Origin of the sequence: Paenibacillus sp. FSL L8-0470, from assembly GCF_038008625.1 — a bacterium.
Lineage (GTDB): Bacteria > Bacillota > Bacilli > Paenibacillales > Paenibacillaceae > Paenibacillus_AQ.
The window spans coordinates 6,455,812-6,473,891 of sequence record NZ_JBBOZM010000001.1; the positions used below are offsets into that span (position 1 = coordinate 6,455,812).

Annotated in this window: 11 protein-coding genes and 1 riboswitch; of the genes, 2 read left to right on the forward strand and 9 right to left on the reverse strand. The window is 50.2% G+C overall.

Annotated elements, in window-relative coordinates:
- The first annotated feature begins 69 nt into the window (after nucleotides 1–69).
- Nucleotides 70–280, forward strand: a riboswitch (Lysine riboswitch).
- A gap of 158 nt (nucleotides 281–438) precedes the next feature.
- Nucleotides 439–1,929: an amino acid permease gene (locus NST99_RS29410; RefSeq protein ID WP_445745000.1), complete on the forward strand. Its 1,491-nt coding sequence runs from the start codon at nucleotides 439–441 to the stop codon at nucleotides 1,927–1,929.
- Nucleotides 1,930–2,029: 100 nt separating this feature from the next.
- Here NST99_RS29410 and NST99_RS29415 read toward each other — a convergent pair whose 3' ends face one another.
- The 9 genes from NST99_RS29415 to xylA form a co-directional block, all read right to left on the reverse strand.
- Nucleotides 2,030–3,172, reverse strand: a complete 1,143-nt coding sequence (locus NST99_RS29415) for a transglutaminase domain-containing protein (protein WP_341096441.1) — start codon at nucleotides 3,170–3,172, stop codon at nucleotides 2,030–2,032.
- A 289-nt stretch (nucleotides 3,173–3,461) separates the two neighbouring features.
- Nucleotides 3,462–5,846: a glycoside hydrolase family 95 protein gene (locus NST99_RS29420; protein WP_341096442.1), complete on the reverse strand. Its 2,385-nt coding sequence runs from the start codon at nucleotides 5,844–5,846 to the stop codon at nucleotides 3,462–3,464.
- Between the two features lie 100 nt (nucleotides 5,847–5,946).
- Nucleotides 5,947–7,692: an ABC transporter substrate-binding protein gene (locus NST99_RS29425; RefSeq protein ID WP_341096443.1), complete on the reverse strand. Its 1,746-nt coding sequence runs from the start codon at nucleotides 7,690–7,692 to the stop codon at nucleotides 5,947–5,949.
- 205 nt (nucleotides 7,693–7,897) lie between these two features.
- Nucleotides 7,898–8,797 (reverse strand): carbohydrate ABC transporter permease, encoded by a 900-nt coding sequence (locus tag NST99_RS29430; RefSeq protein WP_197073626.1) that lies wholly within the window; start codon nucleotides 8,795–8,797, stop codon nucleotides 7,898–7,900.
- A 14-nt stretch (nucleotides 8,798–8,811) separates the two neighbouring features.
- Nucleotides 8,812–9,798 carry an ABC transporter permease gene (locus NST99_RS29435; RefSeq protein ID WP_341096446.1) on the reverse strand — a complete coding sequence of 329 codons (987 nt, stop codon included), beginning with the start codon at nucleotides 9,796–9,798 and terminating at the stop codon, nucleotides 8,812–8,814.
- A gap of 103 nt (nucleotides 9,799–9,901) precedes the next feature.
- Nucleotides 9,902–11,689, reverse strand: a complete 1,788-nt coding sequence (locus NST99_RS29440) for a sensor histidine kinase (protein WP_341097789.1) — start codon at nucleotides 11,687–11,689, stop codon at nucleotides 9,902–9,904.
- Nucleotides 11,690–11,839: 150 nt separating this feature from the next.
- A complete protein-coding gene (locus NST99_RS29445) occupies nucleotides 11,840–13,381 on the reverse strand; it encodes a response regulator transcription factor (RefSeq protein WP_341096448.1) in 1,542 nt (513 codons plus the stop codon).
- Nucleotides 13,382–13,482: 101 nt separating this feature from the next.
- Nucleotides 13,483–14,979: a xylulokinase gene (gene xylB, locus NST99_RS29450; RefSeq protein WP_341096450.1), complete on the reverse strand. Its 1,497-nt coding sequence runs from the start codon at nucleotides 14,977–14,979 to the stop codon at nucleotides 13,483–13,485.
- A 205-nt stretch (nucleotides 14,980–15,184) separates the two neighbouring features.
- On the reverse strand, nucleotides 15,185–16,501 hold the full coding sequence (xylA, locus tag NST99_RS29455; protein ID WP_341096452.1) for a xylose isomerase: 1,317 nt from the start codon (nucleotides 16,499–16,501) through the stop codon (nucleotides 15,185–15,187).
- A 416-nt stretch (nucleotides 16,502–16,917) separates the two neighbouring features.
- Here xylA and NST99_RS29460 point away from each other — a divergent pair, with 416 nt between their 5' ends.
- Entirely contained in the window at nucleotides 16,918–18,078 is a 1,161-nt protein-coding gene (locus tag NST99_RS29460; RefSeq protein WP_038596631.1) for an ROK family transcriptional regulator, read from the forward strand.
- Nucleotides 18,079–18,080: the final 2 nt, after the last annotated feature.

Consider the following 18,080-nt stretch of genomic DNA (forward strand, 5'->3'; position numbering starts at 1 on the left):
TGCTATGCCAAGTTGCATTATACTAATTCCTGTTGTGTTCATAGTATAAAGATAGCCTCATCATACCTAAGATGAGGTAGAGGTCGCGAATATTAAGAGTACGCGCGTGGAGACGTTAAAGAGCCGTCTGTGAAACGCCGCCGAAAGGAATATCCGCCGAAGTCTCTGCAGCCGCTCTTGTCAGCTGCAAGACTGGGGCCGTCGCCGAAAGGCACGGAACTGTCACAGTGCACCGCCGGTCAGAAACCGCGGGCTGCAACTGTGTTGCGCTATCTTAACAGGGAGTATGATGCGGAGCTGTAATACAGGAAACCGCAGAATCCGTCTGCGGTTTTTTTTGCGCTTTCAGGATGCCCTTTCCCTTATAAAGGGAAGGCGGCGACTCAGCACTCCCTATTCATGAACAGAAACATGATCTTCTGAAGGAGTGTCCTATTCATGCAAGCTAAGCGAGATAAGCAGCAGACTGCGGGTCACGGCAGCTCCCCTGCCCCCACGGCACTGCGCAAAACATTCAAGGCAAGACATTTAACAATGATCGCCTTAGGCGGCTCGATCGGTACAGGTCTGTTCCTGGCCAGCGGCGGTGCCATCGCCTCATCCGGCCCGGGCGGAGCACTTCTGGCCTATACAGCGGTTGGTATTATGGTTTATTTCCTGATGACCAGCCTTGGAGAGCTGGCCACCTATCTGCCGGATTCCGGTTCTTTCAGCACCTACGGCACCCGGTTCGTCAGCCCCGCCTTCGGCTTCGCCATTGGCTGGAACTTTTGGTATAACTGGGCGGTTACGATTGCCGCCGAGCTGTCTGCAGCAACCGTCATCATTAAATACTGGTTCCCCGAGAGTTCCTCGATGCTCTGGAGCCTCCTGTTCCTGCTGCTGATGTTCGGCCTGAACTTCCTGTCTTCGCGGGGCTACGGTGAATCGGAATATTGGTTCGCGATTATCAAAATCATCACGGTTATTGTCTTCCTGGGAGTCGGTGTACTCATGATCTTCGGCATCATGGGCGGTGAAGCTGTAGGCTTCAGCAACTTCCAGCTTGGAGGCAGCTCGTTCCACGGCGGCTTCTTCGCCTTTGTCGGTGTGTTTATGGCCGCTGGATTCTCCTTCCAGGGCACAGAGCTGGTCGGTGTTGCCGCGGGTGAGAGCGAGAATCCGCGCCGCAATGTTCCGCTCGCCATCCGTCAGGTATTCTGGCGCATTCTGATTTTCTACATCTTCGCCATTCTCGTGATCGGCCTGCTGATTCCTTACACGAATCCCGATCTGCTGCGTGGCGGCATTGATGATATCGGTGTCAGCCCCTTTACCATCGTCTTCAATAAAGCAGGTCTGGCCATTGCCGCTTCCGTCATGAACGCTGTCATCTTAAGCTCCGTGTTGTCTGCCGGAAATTCCGGGATGTACGCCTCCACCCGCGTCCTGTACGCGATGGCCAAGGACGGCATGGCTCCGCGCGCCCTCGGCAAGCTGAACCGCCGCGGCGTGCCTGTAGGTGCGCTTCTCGTAACCACCGCTGTCGGTATGCTGGCTTTCCTTGCCTCATTCTTCGGCGACGGCGCTGTGTACAACTGGCTGCTTAACGCCTCAGGGATGTGCGGATTTATCAACTGGCTGGGGATTGCCGTCTGCCATTACCGCTTCCGCCGCGCCTTTGTGAAGCAGGGACATTCACTCGATGAGCTGCCTTACCGGGCCAGATGGTTCCCGTTTGGCCCGCTGTTTGCTTTCGCGTTATGTCTGATTGCCGTATTCGGACAGAATATGGGCGCCTTCACAGGCGATTCGATCGACTGGTACGGTATTCTGGTCTCTTATATCAGCCTGCCGCTATTCCTCTTGATTTGGCTGGGCTATGGCTGGTTTAGAAAGAGCAGCCTCATCCCTCTCGACAAATGCGATCTCAGCACACACGCAGAGTAGAATCCTTCCTCGATTTATGCGGATTCTACCTGTTACCGCCTATTCACGTAACAAAGGGATGCTTTCGCCATTTTAGCGAAGCATCCCTTTTCTGTAATTATTATTCCCAAGTCACATATACCTTCAGATCGCCCGTGTTATCGAAGGGTGAGCTGTTGTAAGAAAGATGGTCCATTCCAAGCGCATACAGCTCCTGAAGATCAGTCTTCAGCGATTTCTCGCTGCCGTCATAGCGGAACAACAAGGATGCCTGGCCGGAGGCAACGGCCTGTTTGGCAAGCAGCATTAGCTCTGAGCCGGAGCTGACAATCAAATCCTCCTGATACAGACTGTAGTCAAGCTTCCGCTCAAGCTCCTGATATACAGCCACGCTTGGACCGCCGCGGCTGATCAGTTCAGACAACGTTTGAGCATAGCCGACAGATGAAGCAGGGTATGACTTGGTCCACTTGTGGTCAAGGCGCATCTGGGCATCGGTTCTCATATAGTAAGCCGTGCTGAGAGCATCTTCCTTATTTGGCGTCGGATCATCCCAGGTGGTATCCAGGTGGTACCAGCGCCCTTCCAGCTGCACCAGATTCCAGGCATGCGACTGGGCAGCTTTCCCTTCCGCCTTCGCCGTTCCTTCAACGATTTTATTGGGTATCCCCGCGCCCAGCAATAGTTTATACGTCAGGAGCGAATACCCTTGGCATACAGCACTGCCGCTCTGAAGTCCTTCATAGGCGGTGTATTTGCTGTAGGAGTTATCATACTTCAGATGCAGCACAACCCAATCATGAATAGCCTTTATCTTCTGGTGATTATTCATTCCCGGCAGTATGATCTGCTTCAAGATCTCTTTTACCTGTTTATTTACAAAAGCTGTCTGCTGCAGTGTCTCGCGGTATTCCACCTGTACCGTCACATTAGCCGAGCTGCTGCTCCCCCGGTAGGAAAATGCGTAACTGTCAATGGTGTAGTATAAATAAGGGTCGCTGCCCATCGCCTGATCTATCGCGCTTTGTACCTGGGCCTTCAGCTTGGACGTCTTCCCCTGATAAGCAAAGGTTATCGTCTCTCTGCGGTTATTCATTGCAGCGGTCAGCTTCTGCGTCATTTCAGTTACCGAGCGCAGCGATGCTGAATCAGCGGCAGCATAAGCCTGCCCCCAGCTCCAATAGAGACCAGGCGGCAACGCAGCAAAAACCAGCATTCCTCCAAGAACAGCCTTCATCAACGGCAGTTGTTTCTTCTTTCCCATTTCGCTTCTGTGCCCCCTGCTGTAAGTAATAGCCCACTTATTGGTTTGTACTTTTATAGTAGATGCTGAACATTTACTCCGCACAACCTTAAACCCCACGTTAGCTTAATTTATTCCACCCAAAAGCTTCATATTCACTATTATCGGCCCGGCACACCCGGAGGATAAGGCTTTTTTGAGTGAAAGCTCCTAGATGCACGCAAAAAACTGCCCCCGCAGATAATCTCTGCCAGGGGGCAGTTGTCTCTTCGATTCAATCTATTATTATGCATCATTGGATCATGGATCGTCAAACCGTTACCAGGTACACTTCTCCCGCATTCATATCCAGGGCATTCCCTGCCGGCAATAGGGTGCCGTCAGAGCGCTGTACCTGAAGTTCCTGCTGCTGATAATTCAAGCGGCAAATCCCATCCCGGCTGGCAGCAATGACTGCAGAAACCAGCTTATGGTTCCGCCATTCGATCTCCAGCTCATAGCCGCCCCGGGCCCTAAGCCCTTTGACGCTTCCGTTCTTCCAAGCGTCCGGCAGTGCGGGAAGCAAGTTGATTTCACCCAAATGACTCTGCAGCAGCATTTCTGCGATGCCGGCAGCCGCGCCGAAATTCCCGTCAATTTGAAAAGGCGGATGGGCATCAAACAGGTTAGGGTAAGCCGAGCGGGACAGAAGCGTACGGACAAAGCCGTAAGCGGCCTCCCCATCCTTCAACCGTGCATAAAGGTTAATTAGCCAAGCGCAGCTCCAGCCGGTATGTCCGCCTCCCGAGGCGATCCGTTTCTGCAGTGATAAGCGGCTTGCCTCCAACAGCTCTGGAGTCTCCCGCCCATTGATGAACTCTCCCGGATATAGTCCATACAAATGCGATACATGACGGTGTCCCGGTTCCGGTTCGGCGAAATCCTCGTTCCACTCCTGCAGGCGTCCGTCATTGCTGATCTTGAGCGGAGACAGCCGGGAGAGCGCCTCTTCCAGCTGCTGCTGAAACTCGGAATCCAGGCCCAGAATCCGCACAGCATGGAGGCAATGCTCAAACAGTTCGCGGATTAAGCTGATATCCATCGCGGAGCCCATCGAGACACTGCACAGCTGGCCATCTTTCGTCATAAACCGGTTTTCCGGCGAAGTGGACGGGTTCGTAACCAGAAGACCGTCCGGACCTTCCACCAGCCAGTCAAGGCAGAACAATGCTGCCCCTTTCATGAGCGGGTAAGCAGTCTCCTCCAGATAAGCAGTGTCAGGATTAAAGCTGTAATGCTCCCACAAATGGCGGCACAGCCACACGCCGCCCATCGGCCAGAATGCCCAGCTGGCATCTCCGCCTGAAGGAGAAGAACTGCGCCACAGATCAACATTATGGTGGGCTACCCAGCCGCGGGCTCCGTAATGAACTGCTGCCGTCCGGGCTCCCGTTTCACTGACCTCCCGGATCATATCGATCAGAGGTTCATGGAGTTCGCTTAGATTGCCAACCTCGGCCAGCCAATAATTCATTTGGGTATTGATATTGGTTGTATAATTGCTGTTCCATGGCGGTGTCAGATGATGGTTCCAAATCCCCTGTAAATTGGCAGCCTGCGTGCCGGTACGGGAGCTTCCCATCAGCAGATAGCGGCCATATTGAAACAGCAGCGCTTCAAGTGCAGGATCTTCCTGTCCCGCTTTATACTTCATGAGTCTCTCATCAGTCGGTAATCCGTCTCTCTCCCGCCCGCCGAGATCCATGTCGACCCGGCGGAAGATTCGTTTGTGATCCTCTGTATGACGATCCAGCAGCTCTTCATAGGACTTGGAAGCCGCTGCCGCCAGTCTTGCTTCGCAGCTCTCTGCCGGGCTGAGAATGTTTCCATACGTTGTGGTGCTGCGCTTCTTGAGATGCGATGCTCGGCTTCTCAGCGCTTCATAATCAGTGCCAGCGGCAAGCAGCAGCTGCACACTATCCGCCCCCGATATAACAAGTTTGCCGTCTGTGTACTCTACGCTTCCTCCTGTGAGAATTACCTGCAGGTGAAGCTCAAACGTTAGACCCAGCCCATCCTCATACAGAATGGCACCCGGATGATCCTTATGATAATTATCCGCAATATGTGTAGGACAGCTACCCTTGAGGACAAGCCCGTTTTCTCCCTTTGGTTCCACGGAGTGCTTCAGCAGGCTGTCCAAAGAGAGTGCAAGCCGAAGGCCCCCCTTAACACTGCTATTGGCCTGAATGACACATACACCGTCGGGTGCACTGATCCAGGCTTCGCGGGTAAATTCCCCCGTCTCCGTATGATAGGCCACCTTGGCAATCCCGCTGTCCAGGTCCAGCTCACGCTGATAATGGCTGAAATTCTCCGCACCGCCATGCTCCAGGTAAAGATCTCCCAGCGGCAGATAGGCCTGCGTATTTACGCCTAGCATGCGGGCGTTAATAGTTGCTTCAGCTTCCGCATAACGGCCTTCCGTTACCAGACCCCGCGCTTTTTTCAAATACCGGAGCGCTTCATAATTGTTGGTATCCCGGGGAAATCCGGACCATAACGTATCTTCATTTAACTGAATTCGTTCCCTGGCTGTGCCGCCGAATACCATGGCCCCCATGTGCCCGTTGCCAAGCGGCAGCGCTTCTTCCCAGATAGCCGCAGGCTGGTTGTATATTAATTTCCAAGGATGCTCCTTGATCTCTTCCTTCATATACTTGCCCTCCACATGAGTTCAAAATACAGCAAAAGACCCTGACAAATGTCGGGTCCTTGCTGTTGCATTAGTTTTGTTTAACAAGGAGAATTGCTGCTTACAAATCTTTTCCAGTCCACAGAGATACTCTCTTTTTCACGAGTTCTGTAAACTCTTTTTCCATATCCTGAGCGCCGGCTTTGTCCAGCTCAGCAATGAATGCGTCATACACTTTGTCGAAATCAGCAGGTTTGGACAGGATGGCTTCAGGAATACGTTTGCGGACAATATCCTGAGTCTTTTTGAAGATTACTTGATATTGACCATCAGTTGGAACTGGCATGTTGTACAGAGCGCCTGTTTCTTTGACAGGGAATTCATCTTCTTTAGGGAACAGATCTTTCCATGTTGTAGCTTTGTATCCTGCGAGTGATTCCTTCTCAGCTTTAGAGTAAGCAGCTACGATTTCATCCGGGAAGGTTGCAGTGTAATAGTTGTCAGTAGAATCCTTCACACCATCGCCATAACGTGCACCGAAGATCAGATATTGTCCGATACCTGTTTCTTTAGCAAAGTTAGCGGCATCATTGGCTTTTCTGTCTGAAATTTCAGCTGGAACTTCACGTTTGCCATCTGCATTTACAGTGTAGTGTTTGCCTTCAATACCCCAGCTTCTCAAAACCTGACCTTCATCGGAAGACATCCAGTCCAGCCATTTGATGATCCGGACAGGATCTTTAGCTGCAGTTGTAATCGCAAGACCATAGCCGTCGATACCTGTTGACATGAAAGAATGATCTTTATACTCTTCAGACAGGGTTACAGGGAAGTGAGCATAAGTGTACTCATCTTTACCGGCTGCTTTCAGAGCATTTTCACCATCGGAATATTCCCATTCCTGGGAAATCAGACCAAGCACACGGCCGCTGGCCACTTTGGCTTTATATTGGTCGTCTTTTTGTACGAAGGAATCTTTATCAAGCAGACCTTGAGCGTACATGCCGTTTAACCAACGGAAATATTCTTTTTCTTCAGGGCGTTTGTAGTGAAGTTTTGCTTCGTAAGTTTCCGGATCGACATAATATTCACCATCATCCGGTGCCCCTGTTGTAGTGAAGGCAGGGTTCGTAACCGTGATCATGATCTTCCAGTCATCGGCATTCAGCGTAAGCGGAATCGTAGGCTGTCCATCGGTTTCCGGATGCAGCGCCACATAATCCTTCAGCACTTTTTCATAGTCGGCTAGGGTCCTCACTTTAGGATAACCCAGTTCCTTCAGTACGCGGTGTTGAATTTCGAATCCGCCTGTTGCGTCGAAGGATTGCTGGCCGACCCCCATGTTCGTAGGAATTTGATAGATACTCTGGTCATCCAGGCTGTATTTCAGACGGTTCATGTTATCTCCATATACTTTTTTCAGGTTCGGAGCATATTTATCAATTAGTTCGGTCAGATCAATAACCAGACCAGCATCCACCAGGATACTAAGATTTCCTTTGGCGAAGATCAAATCAGGAACATCTTCGCTGGCAGCCATCATTGGGATTTTTTGATCGCCGCCGCCGCTGCCTACATCAAACTCTGCATCAATCGTTACACCAGTTTTCTCAGTAATTACTTTACCCACTTCATCCTGCATTTTGTTCCAGTTTGGACTGGCATCCCCACCAAAGAAAGAGATAGTAAAAGGGCTTGTATCCATAGCAGTATCGTCAGCAGCATTGTTGCCGGTGTTTTTCGCCCCATTGTCGGCAGGAGTGTCGATAACATTTTTGTTGTTGTTGTTGCCGCCGCCACAGCCTGCGATCAGCATAGAGCTCATGAGCATGAGCGTAAAAGCAGTCTTAATGCTCTTGCTTTTCATTTGTGTATCCCCCTTGATAATTTGTATTAGTTCATCTATGCATATCAGGTTAAACCTGTATATACTATTGTTAGCGCTTGCAAATACGATATAATAATAAATCCAATCCAGCGCTTTCATTTAACGGATAAGCCAGGACGTATTCTGCTTGGCAATTCCCCTGCCAGAAATACGTCCCTCTTATCCTAGCCCTGTCTAGCAGGGATTAGGCTTTTACAGCTCCCAGTGTCATACCATTTACGAAATACTTCTGCAGGAAAGGATACACTACAAGAATAGGTACCGTTACTACAATGGTGATAGCCATCTTGATGGACTCTGGTGAAATTTGCGCCATTTGCTGGGCCAAATCGTTGGCATTTGCCATGCCGCTGCCCTGGTTCGTACTCGACAGAACCTTCATCAGCTCATACTGGAGTGTCGTTAGATGTGGCTTGTTACCATTATACAGATAGGTTGTGAACCACTCATTCCATTGTCCTACCGACAGGAAAAGTGCGATTGTTGCAAGCACCGGCTTACAGAGCGGCAAGATGATTTTGTAGAAAATCAGGAAGTCATTGGCTCCGTCCAGCTTAGCGGACTCTTGCAGGGCGTATGGCAGACCATCCATAAAGGAACGGATGACGAATACGTTGAACGCGGAAACCGCACCCGGCAAAATGTAGATCCAGAACGTTCCGATCAGATTTAAATCTTTCATCAGAATGTACATAGGCACCATACCGCCGGAGAAGTACATGGTCAGTGCCAGGAATACCGAAACAAATTTTCTTGCCCGGAAATCCGGACGGCTGAGCGTAAACGCCAGCATGGCGGAGCTTGCAAGTCCGAGAATTGTACCGGAAACGGTCCGCAATATCGAGATTTTGAAACCCTGAATCAGACCTGTATAACTGAAGATCCGTTCGTAGTTCTCAAGCGTCCAGGCTCTCGGGAAAATATATATGCCGCCTCGAACGGTGTCTGTAGATTCATTGAAGGAAATCGCCAGCACATTCAGGAAGGGATATAGAGTCACAATCATGACCAACCCTAGTAAGATATACAAGAAGATGTCGAATACACGTTCAGACTTTGACATTTGAAAAGCTTTGCTGCTCACTTAAGATCCCCTCCTTACATGATGCTTTCTTTAGTAATTTTCTTCATTACACCGTTAGCGACAAGCAGCAAGATTACACTGACTACTGAGGTGAACATACTGATTGCGGTACCATAGGAGAAACGTCCTATTTGAATACCATATTTAAGCGCATACAAATCCAGCACTTCCGAATAATCGGTAACAAGGTTGTTCTGCAGCTGGAACTGTTTCTCGAAGCCGATACCGACCAAGTGGCCGATGGACATAATCAGGAGAACCGTGATTGTCGTGCGGATACCCGGCAATGTAATGTTGAACATTTGCTTGATTCTTCCGGCCCCGTCCACCTTTGCCGCTTCATACAGCTCTTTATCGATCCCTGTAATCGCTGCCAAATAGATGATCGCATTCCAGCCAGTTTCTTTCCATATATCAGCTGCAGTTAAAATCCCCCAGAAATATTTACCTTTAGCCATGAACTGGATCGGCTCATCAATGACATTAAGCCAGATCAGCAAATCGTTTACGATCCCTCCGTCGATTGCGAGTGTCTTGTAGACAATCCCGCCTACAACAACCCAAGATACAAAGTGAGGCAGGTAAGATACGGTCTGAACCGTTCTTTTGAAGACATTGCCCCGCAGCTCATTCAATAGTACAGCGAACAAGATCGGAACAACGAAGCCAAATATCAATCCCAGACCGCTCATTGCAAGCGTGTTTCTTAGCACAAGGTAGAAGCGTTCATCGTGGAAAAGCTCTTTGAAGTTATCCAATCCAACCCACTTCTGATCCCCAAACGACTTGGCTGGTTTATATTTCTGAAATGCCATCAACCATCCCCATAAGGGCACATAGCTGAAAATGAATACCCAGATCACGAAAGGAAGAGACATCAGATACAAGTACTTTTGCTGCAGTACGCTACTCCAAAATCCGTTTTTCCGCTTCGCAGGTGGGTGGGGGGTTACGCTTTCATTTGCTGTAACACCGTTTTCAGTGAGCGCTTTCACGTCCATTATTCCCCCTTTGTTTTTATATTCATATCATACCGCACCCAAATGTAAGCGAATACCCGACAGATTTCACGTAAAATCCTGTGTAAATTAGACATTCAACAGCCTACTGTCTGAAATCGCTATCATGCGGGATGGAAAAGGAAATTTTTGTGCCCTTCCCTTCTTCGCTTTCGATATTCAGTCCATGCTTCTCCCCATAATACAAGACGAGTCTCTGGTGCACATTTCGCAGACCGATCCGGCTTCGCTGCTCTTCCTCGGCTTGGTCAATTACCGCCAAGATTTCGGATAGCCGCTTTTCTGTCATCCCGGCACCGTCGTCTGCCACAACCACTTGTATCTCATCGTCAGACAAAACGACACTTGCCCGCACGTTAACCGTTCCTTCTTTATTCTCCAGTCCGTGTACAACAGAATTCTCCACCAGCGGCTGGATGATCAGCGGCGGAATCAGGATATCGGAGGCTTTGGCATCGAAATCTATTTCAAACATCAGCCTGTCCTCATACCGGAATTTCTGAATCTCCAGATAGGAGCGGATCATTTCAATCTCTTCCTTCATCGGCGCCCGTTCTCTGCCTACCTCCAGATTTTTGCGCATAAGCTTTCCGAGAAGTCTGACGATATTGGCGATCTCTTTCTCTCCTTTAAGATGCGCATTCATCCGTATGGATTCCAGGGCATTAAACAGGAAATGCGGGTGAATCTGGCTGGCCATCATTTTCAACTTAATTTCTCTCTGAGCGATTTCCAGTTTATTATTCTTCTCATTGCTCTCTATCACTTGGGCGATCAGCTGGTTTATGCTTCCCACCATATAGTTAAACTGCCGCGACAGCTGTCCGATTTCGTCCGTCCCGTCTACATGGGAGACTACGTTCAGATTGCCTAAGGCTACCTGATTCAGTTGGCGGCTGAGCCGGAGCAGGCGGTTGGTCGTCAATAAAGAGATGGTATAGACAAGCACCAGCGCAACAAGCAGCACCCCGACGATGATCAGCAGCCCCAGAACGCTCACTTTATTCGCACTGCTAAGAATGCTGCTTCGCTCAAATACGGTAATGACCTTCAACTGGCTGATGCTAAATGAAGGAGTCATCTCATCGACAATAACATAGGAATCTTCGCCCTTCACCATGGTTCTAAACACGCCTTTAGTTTTCGTACTCAAGTCTATACCGATATCAAAGGCATCCAGCGTAGTCCCTACGAGCTCCCGGTTCTTGGCGGCAGTAATGTACCCCTGCTCATCTGTGATAATCGTTTCAAAGGGCTCCTGGTACAGCATTCCGTTCAGCTCATCGGGATTTACCTGCACCATTAATACACCGGGTTTCTTATACTCTGAATAAGGGACCTGGCGGATAAGGCTTAACTTATTAATGGTCCCTTTCTCACTGGTTTTGTATTCCTCTTTGTCGGGGATGTACAGCCAGTGTATTCCTTTGGTCCCCACAACCTTCTGATACCATGATCTGGATTCAATCTCCGGCGTCAGGGGAGCGATAGACATATTATCAACCAGCGTCTGGTTATCAATGAAGAAACGGATGTTGGAGAGTTCGCGGTACTGCAATATATAATCCTTGAAATCTGTAAAATTTATATAAGCCTTCGTCAGCTCCAGGATGCTGGGATACTTCGTAGTGACAAGGGTCTTGAAATCGCTGTCGAAATAGAGCAGATTCGAAATATCCATGGGAACCCGCAGCTTGCTTGCCATTTGACTTTTGATTTTCTCCAAATTATTGGTTGCCTGGTCAATGGCTCTGTCCAAGGCAGCCCCGCGAAAATACCCGGTTAGGGCAATGCCTATAATCAGTACAGGAATCATAACAACTACAATGTAGAACAGAATGAACTTATATTTCAGCTTCATATTATTGATCATCCGCACCAGATTTTTCACAACGTTCCCTCCTCTCCTAATCTGTTCACCCGAATCATGGCAAACAGGCCGCTCCCTCATCTGCCGCAGATAGGGAACAGCCTGTCTATCATAATGCCCACGTTGATCGTTCGGCAAGTGCGTCGCCCAGGATTAATTTTCCTTACGGTAGGCGGTTGGGGATACCCCGACGTATTTGCGGAACTTGGCGTTGAAATAATCGGAATTCATATACCCGACTCTTTCAGCCACTTCATACACCTTCATGCCCTGTGTCAGAAACTGCTTCGCTTTCTCAATTCTCACCTTGTCCAGATAGGTATTAAAATGTTCGCCCATCTGGTTCTTGAACATTTTGCCCAGATAGGCGCTGTTATAATTGAAAATTTGCGCAAGCATCCCCAGCTTTAAGTTCTCATTGTAACGGCGCTGGATCAAATCTGTGATCCGTTTAATCTCATCGCCCTTTCCGCCGCTGTTCATCTGCTTCGAAATTTGCTCCAGGTAGTTCCCGGCCATATTCTCAATATCGCTCAGATAATAACTGCTGTATACTTCCCCAGTGGGAGAAGGATTGCCCGCAATAAAGGAACGGATGTCTGGGGTAGCTGCCTCCAGGCGGGCAATCGTACTGCTCATGATCCGGATCAGATTATCTTTGATATACGTCTCATTGCGTTTTATAGCAACAAGTTTGCGGATGATCTGCCCGACCAGCGCCTGAATGGCTTCATTACTCCCGGTTTCAATCGCAAGCAGCAGTTCCATCTCTTCATCGCGTTCCAATTCCTCAATGTCTTCAGTCTCTTCGATCCGAACCAGCCATTCATCTGGCTGTCCGCTCAGGAGAATTTCCCTCCGTCCGAAAAAAGCTGCCTCCAGCAGCTCGCGGGCTGCAGAAAAAGACTGGCTTGCCAGCTGAGGATCGGCAACTCCGCCTCCGGAAGCGGCATAAAAATCCAATCCCTCTTTGGAAATAACTCTATTGAGGTCATTCCACAATGCTGTGCGGGCAACCCCGTCCTTGAGCGGTTCCTTTAACAGGATCCCCATATATGGAGGCAAGGTGAAGAACAATGCTTCCTCTGCCGGCCAATGCTGCTCCAGCAAGCTGCGGACACGATCTTCACTTCCGTCTTCTCCTTTCTGCGCCCGCTTCAGCTCCAGCAGTACAATTTCACAGCTCCACCCCGTTAGCCCAAGCCCGGCTGCTGCTTCTGCCGTGTCAAAACCATTCTCGCGCTGCTGAAGCAGTTCGCGCAGCAGCGCTTCATTGCTGCGTACCGGGAAATCCGTCTGAAGCTGGCTCAATTGCTCCTCCTGGCTTATCGTGACACGCAGGTCATGAAGATAGGAGATCAATTCCTCTTCGTCGACCGGCTTCAGCAAATATCCGTCGATATGATAGGAGATTGCCCGTTTGGCATATTCAAAGTCCGCATGACCGCTAAGAATCAGTACATGGCAGTTAGCGTTTTCTTTGCGCAGCTCATTAATCAGCTCCAGGCCGTCCATTCCCGGCATGCGAATATCTGCGACAATCAGCTTGGGAGCAAAGCTATGGAACTTATCAAGCGCCTCGAATCCGTTTGCCGCCGTCGCCACTACGGTGTAACCCAGCTCTTCCCAAGAGATCAGTGTACGCATCCCTTCCCTCAGCTTGGGCTCGTCATCTACAATCAGCACTTTTATCATTAGTCTTCAGCCCCTAAGAAGCGTAGTTCCGCAAGGAGAGCACAAGCGCTGCCCTTGCGGGTATCGCGGGCAGATCGTCAGCCCCATTCTTGCAAGCCCAGTTATTTCCGGTATGCAGCCAGCTTATCATTCAATTCGCGGGTCTGGCCGTATACGTCCTGGTAAATACTGAATAATCCATCATAAACTGCTACTTGCCCGGCATTCGGCTTAAATACTTCTGCAGGACGGATGAATGCTTCTGCACATGCACCAAGGGAAGGGAACCAGCCGCTTCCGTAGGCAGCCAGCATTGCAGCACCCATAGCCGGGCCCTGCTCACTCTCCAGCTTGATAATCGACGCATTGAAAATATCAGCCTGCATTTGCAGCCAAGCCTCATTCTTAGCACCGCCGCCGATCGCCACAATCTCTGTAATTTCCTTACCCGATTCACGCACAATCTCAATCGACTCGCGCAGGGAGAACGTAATTCCTTCCAAGACCGAACGGGTGAAGTGGGACAAGGTATGGCCGGAATCCATGCCGATGAAGCTGCCGCGGATATTTGCGTCCGGATGCGGCGTACGTTCACCAACAATGTACGGTGTGAACAACAGCCCGCCGCTTCCGGCCGGCACATCGTTTACACCTTGCAGCAATTCGTCAAAGCTCTTCTCCGCTGCAAAGGTTTCTTTGAACCAGGTAAGACTATGGCCTGCAGCAAGAGTAACGCCCATAATATAATAGGCATCCTTCTCCCCGTGATTAAAGAAATGGACCTTACCTTCAAGATTAAGATCCTTGTTGCTCTCATAGGAGAGGACCACACCGGAGGTGCCGATGCTGCACATCGTCCGGCCTTCACCCAGAATACCGGCGCCGAGCGCGCCGCAGGCGTTGTCCGCACCGCCGGCAAATACCTTTGTGGATGTCAGAAGGCCGGAAGCTTCAGCAATCTCAGGCAGCAGCGTTCCTGTCAGATCGAAGGACTCTACCAGTCTAGGGCACAGCGAGACCGGCAGTGAGAAAGCTTCGGCAATTTCCGCACTCCACTGCTTTGCACCTACGTCCAGCAGCAATGTACCCGCCGCGTCGGAATAATCCATCGCATAATCACCGGTTAGACGGAAACGCACGTAATCCTTCGGCAGAAGGAACTGGTGCGCCTGCGCCAGCACCTCTGGCTCATTCTCCTGAACCCACAGGATTTTGGGCAGTGTGAACCCTTCCAAGGCACGGTTTCTGGCAATGTTGATCAGCTTTGTTCCCAGTTTCTTCTCGATTGCACGGCACTGTGCCGTAGTGCGGGTGTCATTCCAGAGAATTGCCGGACGCAGCACATTGCCTTCGCTGTCCACCAGCACCAGACCATGCATTTGCCCCGAAAAGCTGATGCCGTCCACTTGCGAAGGATCTACACCAGACACCTCGATCAGACGGCGGAGGCTGACCAGCGTTCCTTTCACCCAGTCCTCGGGATTCTGTTCACTCCAGTTCGGCTGGGGTCTGCTAAGCGGGTAGGCTTCGGAATGCTCGAAGGCCACCTTTCCCTGCGGATCAACCAATACAGTCTTTACCGCACTGGTCCCCAGGTCTACACCGATTACATATTTCATATTGATCCTCCTAAAAGTTATATGAAGCATTACTACATTTGACTCCACTTCGCAATATAACTCACTTCGTAAGCATCCGCTAAAAGTTATATGAAGAAACACCATTTACAAGAAAAGGGGCTGCCGAAGAATGCTCTCTTCAGCAACCCCCGTTGCGTTAATATCGGCTGAACTAAAGTCTGAGCCGTATGCTCAAGCCCTAATCCTACTCAGCCAGGATGTATTGGTTCAAAGTAGCTCTGAGCAGTTCTTGACGTCCGGACTCATTGCGGCGCGGATTTTCGTTGTTCAGCGCGTATTCGGCAAGCGAAGCCAATGTTGCTTTGCCGGAAACGATGTCTGCCCCTACGCCTTCATTAAAGCTGCTGTAACGTTTCGCGATGAAGTCTTCAAACACGCGGTCTTCAAGCAATTTAGCGGCAACTTTAAGGCCTTTGGCATAAGTGTCCATACCGGCGATGTGCGCCAGGAACAGATCCTCAGCTTCGAAGGAAGGACGGCGTACTTTGGAGTCAAAGTTGATTCCGCCTTTGCCTAGTCCGTCATTCTTGAGTACTTCATAAAGCGTAAGAGTTGCATCATAAATGTTAACCGGGAATTCATCGGTATCCCAGCCCAGCAATGTATCGCCTTGGTTTGCGTCAAGCGATCCAAGCATGCCGTTAATGCGTGCTACACGCAGTTCATGCTCAAAAGTATGACCGGCAAGTGTTGCATGGTTAGCTTCAAGGTTCAGCTTGAAGTGCTTGTCGAGGTTGTACTTCTGCAGGAACGCAATTGTTGTTGCTGCATCGAAGTCATATTGATGTTTGGTAGGCTCTTTTGGTTTAGGCTCGATCAGGAATTGACCGTCGAAGCCGATTTCCCTTGCGTAATCTACAGCCAGGCTGAACAGACGTGCAATGTTATCCTGCTCAAGGCCCATATCTGTGTTAAGCAATTCTTCGTAGCCTTCACGGCCACCCCAGAATACATAGTTTTGTGCGCCCAGACGTTTACCAACTTCCAGCCCCTTCTTCACTTGTGCAGCTGCATGTGCAAAGACATCAGCATTAGGAGTGGAGCCTGCACCGTGCATATAACGCGGGTTAGTGAACATATTGGCTGTGTTCCACAGCAATTTCTTGCCTGAAGTCTTCATGCCTTGTTCAAGGATATCTACGATGGTATCAATGTTGCTGTAGAACTCACGCAAGGATGCGCCTTCAGGAGCGATGTCCACATCATGGAAGCAGTAGTAAGGCAGGTCCATCTTCTCCATGAATTCAAAAGCCGCTTCAGCGCGGGCTTTAGCCTTGTCCAGGCCACTCAGGTGATTCCAGCTGCGGATTGCAGTTTCTGCGCCGAACGGATCGGAACCGCCAGCAGTTAATGTATGCCAATATGCCATTGCAAACTTCAGGTGCTCTTCCATGGTTTTGCCGGCTACGATTTCTTTAGGATTGTAGAATTTGAATGCGAAAGGGTTGGTGGAACGGCTTCCCTCGTAAGAGATCTTGCTCACTGTTTCAAAATAAGCCATTTGTAAAATCCTCCTCGATATTTTGCTTCGCCCGCAAGCGTTTACAGCATCATCTTAACACATCTTCAGAACTTTGTATATTGGTTAAACAAAGTTTTGAACAACTTTTTATTTGTCTATTTCTTGTCATCCGCAAGCAGGGCCAAATACCCGTACCCTGCCCGTTCTATCGTTTAACATGACCATAAAGTACCCTTTGACAGCACCGCCTATGCGTTGCCATTCGTTTGAACACAATGCTGCTAAGCCTCAGAACAGCCTGTGAAAAAGTCTGAATTCCCTCTGATATATTGAAAGAGCAGTCCTCTTTCCCGCGCTTTCTTCCGTCGCTTCCTGTTGCATTTTTCCGCACATCACTCTAGACTAAGTGGCATACTACTCTAATGAGAACGTTGTCAAAAAAGGAAGTGTACTTCGTGAAAGTTACCGGTGACCAGGCGCTGGTCAAAAAAATCAATAAGTCGATTATTTTACATATGATCCGCACGCATTCTCCGGTCTCCCGGGCCAAAGTCTCCGAGATGACCGGCCTTAATAAAGCAACCGTGTCCAACCTTGTCGCCGAGCTTTGCGGACAGGAGCTTGTGACTGAAGCCGGCCCCGGGGAATCCAGCGGCGGACGCAAACCGCTCATGCTGCATTTTAACAAGATGGCGGGAAGCGTCATCGGCATTGAGCTGCGCGTAAAGCAGCTCACGGCGGTGCTCTGCGATCTGGACGGCGGCGTACTTCACGAGCGGGATTGCCGGTTGGATGCCCATGATTTCCCTTATGTTGTGAATCAGATGAAGGCTATCATTGCGGAACTGATTACCAAATCCCCCGCGTCGCCTTACGGTATCGTAGGAATCGGAGTAGGTGTCCCGGGGATGGTCGATGAGAACGGCGTGGTGCTGTTCGCCCCCAACCTTGGCTGGGAGATGGTGGATTTACGTTCCATTCTGGAGAGTACCTTCGCTGTTCCCGTCACGATAGACAATGAAGCCAATGCGGGTGCACAGGGAGAGCTTAATTTCGGAGCGGCCCGGGGCGTGCGCCACCTGCTGTATATCAGTGCAGGTTCAGGGATCGGATCGGGAATTATCATCGGGGGAGAACTGTACAAGGGCGCCCGCGGATATGCCGGAGAAACCGGGCATATGACCATTGAAGCGGAAGGCAAACCCTGCAGCTGCGGAAGCCGGGGCTGCTGGGAGCTATATGCCTCCGAGAAGACCTATGACAACTCAAACTTGTCATTACCTGCCCGCACTACTACAGAACTGGTCCGCCATGCGCTGGACGGGCAGGAGGATACGCTGCGCCACTTCTCAACCATGGGCGAATATCTGGGCATTGGCGTCACGAATCTGATCAACAGCTTCAATCCGGAGCTGATAGTTATCGGAGGAGCCCTCTCCGAGGCCGAGCCTTGGCTCGGCGAACCGCTGCGCAGCGTAGTGGCTAAGCGTACGCTGCCCTACCATAAGCAGCAGCTGGAGATCACTTTTTCCAAGCTGGGCAGCCGCGGGACCATGATCGGCGCGGGCTTTTCGGCCGTGATGCATTTTCTCGGCAATATCAGGGTAACCCTGTAGAC